At 67.4% G+C, this 6,219-nt stretch carries 5 protein-coding genes and 2 pseudogenes; 2 read left to right on the forward strand and 5 right to left on the reverse strand.

Annotated elements, in window-relative coordinates; genetic code table 11:
- The coding region (gene mnmE, locus CSW58_RS04365) for a tRNA uridine-5-carboxymethylaminomethyl(34) synthesis GTPase MnmE (protein WP_099446459.1) at positions 1-882 on the reverse strand (882 nt) is incomplete at its 3' end.
- Positions 879-1,127, reverse strand: a complete 249-nt coding sequence (locus CSW58_RS04370; protein WP_099446455.1) for a DUF6489 family protein — start codon at positions 1,125-1,127, stop codon at positions 879-881. The genes mnmE and CSW58_RS04370, both read right to left, overlap by 4 nt.
- A gap of 113 nt (positions 1,128-1,240) precedes the next feature.
- Here CSW58_RS04370 and CSW58_RS04375 point away from each other — a divergent pair, with 113 nt between their 5' ends.
- Entirely contained in the window at positions 1,241-1,936 is a 696-nt protein-coding gene (locus CSW58_RS04375; RefSeq protein ID WP_099446456.1) for a dienelactone hydrolase family protein, read from the forward strand.
- A 4-nt stretch (positions 1,937-1,940) separates the two neighbouring features.
- Positions 1,941-2,906 (forward strand): quinone oxidoreductase, encoded by a 966-nt coding sequence (locus tag CSW58_RS04380; protein ID WP_099446457.1) that lies wholly within the window; start codon positions 1,941-1,943, stop codon positions 2,904-2,906.
- Between the two features lie 188 nt (positions 2,907-3,094).
- Here CSW58_RS04380 and rho read toward each other — a convergent pair.
- The 3 genes and pseudogenes from rho to hemH all read right to left on the reverse strand — a co-directional run.
- A pseudogene (rho, locus tag CSW58_RS04385) lies at positions 3,095-4,513 on the reverse strand (transcription termination factor Rho).
- A 254-nt stretch (positions 4,514-4,767) separates the two neighbouring features.
- Positions 4,768-5,241: a CopD family protein gene (locus CSW58_RS04390; protein ID WP_099446458.1), complete on the reverse strand. Its 474-nt coding sequence runs from the start codon at positions 5,239-5,241 to the stop codon at positions 4,768-4,770.
- Positions 5,238-6,219 (reverse strand): annotated as a pseudogene (gene hemH, locus CSW58_RS04395) (ferrochelatase); the annotation flags it as partial. The pseudogene hemH and the gene CSW58_RS04390, both read right to left, overlap by 4 nt.

The following is a 6,219-nucleotide window of genomic DNA, read 5'->3' on the forward strand; positions in this document are numbered from 1 at the left end:
CAGGTCGGCCTCGGCGGCCCAGGCCCGGGCTCGCCGGACCCCTTCGGCCTCGATGCTGTCCTCGGTGACGCGCAGACCGGCGGTGTCGGCGACCAACACCTTGTAGCCGCCAAGCACCAGCGGAACCTCGATGATGTCGCGGGTTGTGCCGGGGGTGGCGGTGACGATGGCGGCGTCACGCTCCGCGAGGCCGTTGAGCAAGGTGCTCTTGCCGGCGTTGGGCGCGCCGACGAGGGCGATGCGATAGCCTTCACGGACCTTGCGACCCCGAACGGCGTCGGCCAGGGCCTCATCGATCTCGCTCAGCAGCGCCCGCAGACCCGGACGGGCGCGCTCGGCGACATCCTCCGGCAATTCCTCGTCCGGGAAGTCGACCGCGGCCTCCAGCATGGCCAGGGCGTGGATCAGCAGGTCGCGCCAGCGGTCATAGCGTTGACCCAGGGCCCCGCCTAACTGGCCCAGCGCCTGCCGTCTCTGGGCGTCGGTCTCGGCGTCGATGAGGTCGGCGACGCCTTCGGCCTGGGCCAGGTCGAGCTTGCCGTTCTCGAAGGCCCGCCGGGTGAACTCGCCAGGCTCGGCCATACGCAGCCCCTGGGCCGCCAGGGCCTCCAGGACCGCCGCCACGACGGCGCGACCGCCGTGCACGTGAAACTCGGCGGAGTCCTCGCCGGTATAGCTGGCCGGGGCCTCGAACCACAGGACCAGGGCCTCGTCCAGATCCGCCCCGCCATGGCGCAGCCGGCGCAGGACCGCCTGGCGCGGCCGCGGCACGCGTCCGGCCAGGGCCAGGACCGCCTGGCGGCTACCGGGCCCCGAGACCCGGATCACCGCCACCGCCGCCCGCCCCGCTCCGGTCGCCGGCGCGTAGATCGTCTCGTTCATTCGCGCTTGCCGCTCACGGCGGCACCGGCCGCTGCGGTCATCAGCTTGCGGAAGCTGTCCTGCGCCCCGGTGCCGAACGCCATCCAGTTCTTCATCAGTTCATCCGGCGCCAGCATGGCCATGTTGGCGTCCATCCGGGCCTGCATCTCCTTCACCAGGTGGTCATTGAGGCCGCTGACATCGGGCAGGCCGAGAAAGGCCCGCGCCTCCACCGGTGAACAATCAATCTCGACGGTCATCTTCATGGTTTTGGTTCCCTTGGGTCAGGCCACGAATTTGTTATGCGCCAGAGCGCGCCGTGCAGGTTAGAGCGCTTTGGTCGAATCTCCCATCGACCTGCGCATCACGGAGAAGCCCCATGAGCGAGACCCTCTCGATCACCACCCCCGACGGCGCGTTCAGCGCCTATGTGGCGCGCCCGGCGGCGGCCTCGGCCCCCGCCGTCGTCGTCATCCAGGAGATCTTCGGGGTCAATAGGGTGATGCGCGACATCTGCGACGGCCTGGCCGCCCAGGGTTTCCTGGCCATTTGCCCCGACCTGTTCTGGCGCATCGAGCCGGGCATCGACATCACCGACAAGAGCGAAGCCGAATGGAAGCGGGCCTTCGAGCTCTATAACGCCTTTGACGTCGACGCCGGGGTCAGCGACATCGCCGCCACCATCGCCGCCGCCCGGACCCTGCCCGGCGCCTCCGGCAAGGTCGGCGCCGTCGGCTATTGCCTGGGCGGCCTGCTGGCCTTCCTGACCGCGACCCGCACCGACGCGGACGCCAGCGTCAGCTATTACGGCATCGGCATCGAGAAGCACCTGGCCGAGACGGAGAAGCTGGCCCGCCCGCTGCTGTTGCACGTGGCCGAGCTGGACCAGTTCGTGCCGCCGGAAGCCCGCAAGATGATCCTCGACGGCCTCAAGGACCACCCGCAGATCGAGATCCATACCTATGCCGGCCGCGACCATGCCTTCGCCCGGGAAGGCGGCGAGCACTACGACGCCGCCGACGCGGCCAAGGCCAACGGCCGCAGCCTGACCTTCTTCAAGACCCATCTGGCCTAGACCCATGCTCGCCATTCAAGCGGTCGCGGCCGGCGGCCCCGAGGTCCTGCAGGTCGTCGAGATCCCGACGCCGCAACCGCGTCCCGGCCAAGTGCTGGTTCGTCATGCGGCCGTCGGCCTCAACTTCATCGACACCTACCATCGCAGCGGGCTCTATCCGCTGAAGATGCCGGCGGTGCTCGGCCTCGAAGCCGCGGGCGTCGTGGAGGCGGTCGGCGAGGGGGTGACGCGTTTGGCCGTCGGTGACCGCGTCGCCTATAACGGCACGCTCGGGGCCTATGCCGAGGCCGCCGTGGTTCCGGCCGATCGCGCCGTCAAGGTTCCCGACGGGGTCAGCCTGGAAACCGCCGCCGCCGCCCTGCTCAAGGGCATGACGGCCGAGTTCCTGCTGCGGCGTTGCCACCGGGTTGAGCCCGGCCAGACGATCCTGGTCCACGCCGCCGCCGGCGGGGTCGGCTCGATCCTGGTGCAATGGGGCAAGGCCCTCGGGGCCACGGTGATCGCCACCGTGGGCTCAGAGGCCAAGGCCGAGGCGGCGCGGGCTCACGGCGCCGATCACGTGATCCTGTACGACCATGAAGACGTCGCCGAACGGGTCGCCCAGATCACCCACGGCGCCGGGGTGGCGGTCGTCTATGACGGGGTCGGCAAGGACACCTTCGAGGCCAGCCTCAAGAGCCTGGCGCCGCGCGGCGTGCTGGCGACCTTCGGCAACGCCTCAGGGCCGGCGCCGCCGATCGCCCCCCTGGCCCTGTCGGCCAAGTCGCTGTTCCTGACCCGGCCGCGCCTGTTCGACTATATCGCCACCACCGAGGAGCTCGACGCCAGCGCCGAGGCGCTGTTCGCGGTCCTGGCCTCAGGCGCGGTGAAGATCGACATCGGCCAGACCTTCCCTCTGGCTCAGGCCCGCGCCGCTCATGAAGCGCTTGAGGGCCGGCGCACCACCGGCGCGACCTTGCTGGCGCCGTAGACCGCGATCCTCCCCCTGGAGGGGGAGGAGGCCGAAGGCCGGAGGGGGACGACTGCACAGCGCCAGCCGACTGCCCCTCCGTCGGCTACGCCGACACCTCCCCCGTCAGGGGGAGGATCGATGGACAACAAAAAAGGCGCCGGAGCGATCGCTCCGGCGCCTTCGTTGTTTCACGTGAAACCCTGACCTTAGGTGTTCATCGACTGGAAGAAGTCGCCATTGGTCTTGGACTGGCGAAGCTTCTCGAGCAGGAATTCGATGGCGTCGGAGGCGCCCATCGGGTTGAGGATCCGGCGCAGGACATAGGTCTTGGTCAGCTGGTCCTTCGGGGTGATCAGCTCTTCCTTGCGGGTGCCGGACTTCAGCACGTCGATGGCCGGGAAGATGCGCTTGTCGGCGACCTTGCGGTCGAGGACGATTTCCGAGTTACCGGTGCCCTTGAACTCTTCGAAGATCACTTCATCCATGCGGCTGCCGGTATCGATCAGCGCGTGGCGATGATGGTGCAGGCTGCGCTCCTCGACATTCCGCGCGCGCCGAAGAAGCGCTGGGGCGCTGCAGGGCGTTGGCGTCGACGCGCCGGTCAGCACCTTGCCCGAGGACGGGGACGGTGGTGTTGTAGGCACGGCCCAGACGGGTGACCGAGTCCAGCAGGATGACGACGTCGCGCTTGTGCTCGACCAGGCGCTTGGCCTTTTCGATGACCATCTCGGCACCTGGACGTGACGGGTCGCCGGTTCGTCGAAGGTCGAGGCGATGACCTCGCCCTTCACCGTGCGCTGCATGTCGGTGACTTCTTCCGGACGCTCGTCGATCAGCAGGACGATCAGGTAGCACTCGGGGTGGTTGGTCTCGATCGACTTGGCGATGTTCTGCAGCATCACGTCTTGCGACCGCGGCGGGGCGACGATCAGGCAGCGCTGGCCTTTGCGAGCGGGCGACGATGTCGATCACCCGCCGAGCGATCCTTCACGGTCGGATCGGGGCAGTTCATGTTCAGGCGCTCTTCGGATAGAGCGGCGTCAGGTTGTCGAAGTGGATCTTGTGCTTGACGTTGTCGGGGCTCGGAATTGATCTTGCCCACGCCGGTCAGGGCGAAATAGCGCTCGCCCTCGCGCGGAGCGCGGATGGCGCCCTCGATGGTGTCGCCGGTGCGCAGACGAACTTGCGGATCTGTGAAGGGAACACATAGATATCGTCCGGGCCGGAAGATAATTGGCTTCCGGCGAGCGCAGGAAGCCGAAGCCGTCCTGCAGCACTTCCATGGTGCCCGACCGGAGATCTCCACGCCTTCCTCGGCTAGGGTCTTGAGGATTTGAGGATCGCGAACATCATGTCCCTGCTTGCGCATGGAATTGGCGTTGGAATTGGCGTTCTCGGGACTCTCGGCGAAGGCCAGCAGGTGCCGGGGTCTTTTCCTTCAGCTCCTGCAGTCCTGCAGCGACATCGCCTTGAGGCCCATGGCCGCGACGGTGGCGCTGATCTCGGAGGGTTCGTCGTCGCCGCCATCGGAGTCCGCGTCGGTGGCGGCCTCAGGTGGTGTCGATGGACGCCTCGACGGCGGAGTCCATGTCGGCGTTGGATTCGGTTTCGTTGTGTTCGGTCATGTTCGACTCAAGCGACGCGCCCAGTCCGCGACGCCGCGACCTGGCCCTGGGGTTCTGTATCTGACATCGACCAGATCTGGCCGACGGGTCACGCCATTGACGACGGCGCGGATCGTTCTGGGGGACGGAGCCTTGGGCGCATCAGGACGAGCGCCACTCCGTGGAGACGAAACATGGGGGCTGACCCCCACGTCTGATCGCGATGGGAACCACATGCGCCACGCCGGGTCAAGCAAAGCCCGACGATCGGCGTCTCAGCCCAGTTGGTCGAGGAACTTGGTGGTCACCGACAGCACGATGATGATGGTCGCCACGAAGGGCAGCTCGTTGGTCATCCGCCAGTATTTCTCGCTGCGAGTATTGGTCCCGGCGGCGAAGCGGCGGCGAGCCTTGGACAGCAAGCCGTGCCAGGCGAACAGGAACATCAGCGTCGCCAGCTTGGTCAGCATCCAGGGCTTGAGCAGGAAGTCCCAGCCGCGGATTTGGCTGTCAGCCAGGATCAACAGCAGGCCAAACCCCAGGGCCAGGAACATCGCCGGATTGATGATGATCCGCAGGGTCCGCTCTTCGGCGTGCTTGAACAGCGCGTCCATGTCGGAGCCCGCCTCGGCGCGCATGTGATAGACGAACAGCCGCGGCAGGATCAGCATGCCGGCGATCCAGGCGATCACCGAAATGATGTGCAGACCGCGGATCAGGTTGAAGTGGGCGACGAGAAAGTCGGTCACACCTGAGCTCCCGTTCGGTTGGGACACTGGGTGCGATCCCCGCCGCACCGCCAGGCGCAGCCGACGGCGACCGGGGTCGGGGTCTCCAGCATGGCCGCGAGACGACGGCCGACCCATCGATGAAGCCGGGCGCCACGCCCAGGGCCGGAACCCGGACATAGGCCGGGCAACCGGCCTCCACCGCCAGTTCGCGATATTCGTGGTCCAGTTCGACCAGGGTCTCGATGTGCTCGGAGACAAAGGCGATCGGCACGACGACCAGGGCCAGGCCCTGCTCGCTGGCCAGCCGGATTTCATCATCCGTCGAGGGGCCGATCCATTTCAGCGGCCCGACCCGGCTCTGATAGGTCACCCGCCAGTCCCAGCCCTCGCCCAGGCGCGCCGCCACCGCCGCGGCCGTGGCCTCGATCTGGGTCTGATAGGGATCGCCCGCCTCGATGATCTTTTCCGGCAGACCGTGGCCGAAAACAGCAGCCGCGCCGGACCGGGTCGACCGGCGCCTCATAGGCGGCCTTGATCCCCTCGGCATGGGCCGTGATCAGGCTGTCATCGGTCGGATAGCAGCACAGGGCCGAAACGCGGCCAGGACCCTTGTAGGCCTTCTTCCAGGCGCGAACGACGAGCCCGTGGTCGTGGTCGAGAACTGCGGATAGAGCGGCAGCAGCAGCACCTCGTCCGGTGCAAAGGCGGCCACCGCCTTGGCGGTCTCCGAGGTCAGCGGATGCCAGTAGCGCATGGCGATAAAGCAGCGGGTCTCCAGCTCGGGAAGCCGACGTCCAGATCGCCTGCAGGGCCTTGGCCTGTTTCTCGGTCTCGGGCAGCAGGGGAGAACCGCCGCCCATGATCGCGTAATTGGCCGGGCTGACTTGGCGAGTGGTCGAGATCAGGGCCGCCAGGGCGTAGCGGATCGGCGCCGGGGCGCCGATGATCGCCTTGTCCCGGAACAGATTGAACAGAAACGGCCGAACGGCCTTGGGC

The sequence above is a fragment of the Caulobacter sp. B11 genome, from assembly GCF_002737765.1.
Lineage (GTDB): Bacteria > Pseudomonadota > Alphaproteobacteria > Caulobacterales > Caulobacteraceae > Caulobacter.

What these genes read in the sequence shown, in the direction of transcription:
- CSW58_RS04380 (WP_099446457.1), top strand. Translation starts at nt 1,941, where the DNA reads ATGCTCGCCATTCAAGCGGTCGCGGCCGGCGGCCCCGAGGTCCTGCAG.
- CSW58_RS04375 (WP_099446456.1), top strand. Translation starts at nt 1,241, where the DNA reads ATGAGCGAGACCCTCTCGATCACCACCCCCGACGGCGCGTTCAGCGCC.
- CSW58_RS04370 (WP_099446455.1), bottom strand. Translation starts at nt 1,127, where the DNA reads ATGAAGATGACCGTCGAGATTGATTGTTCACCGGTGGAGGCGCGGGCC.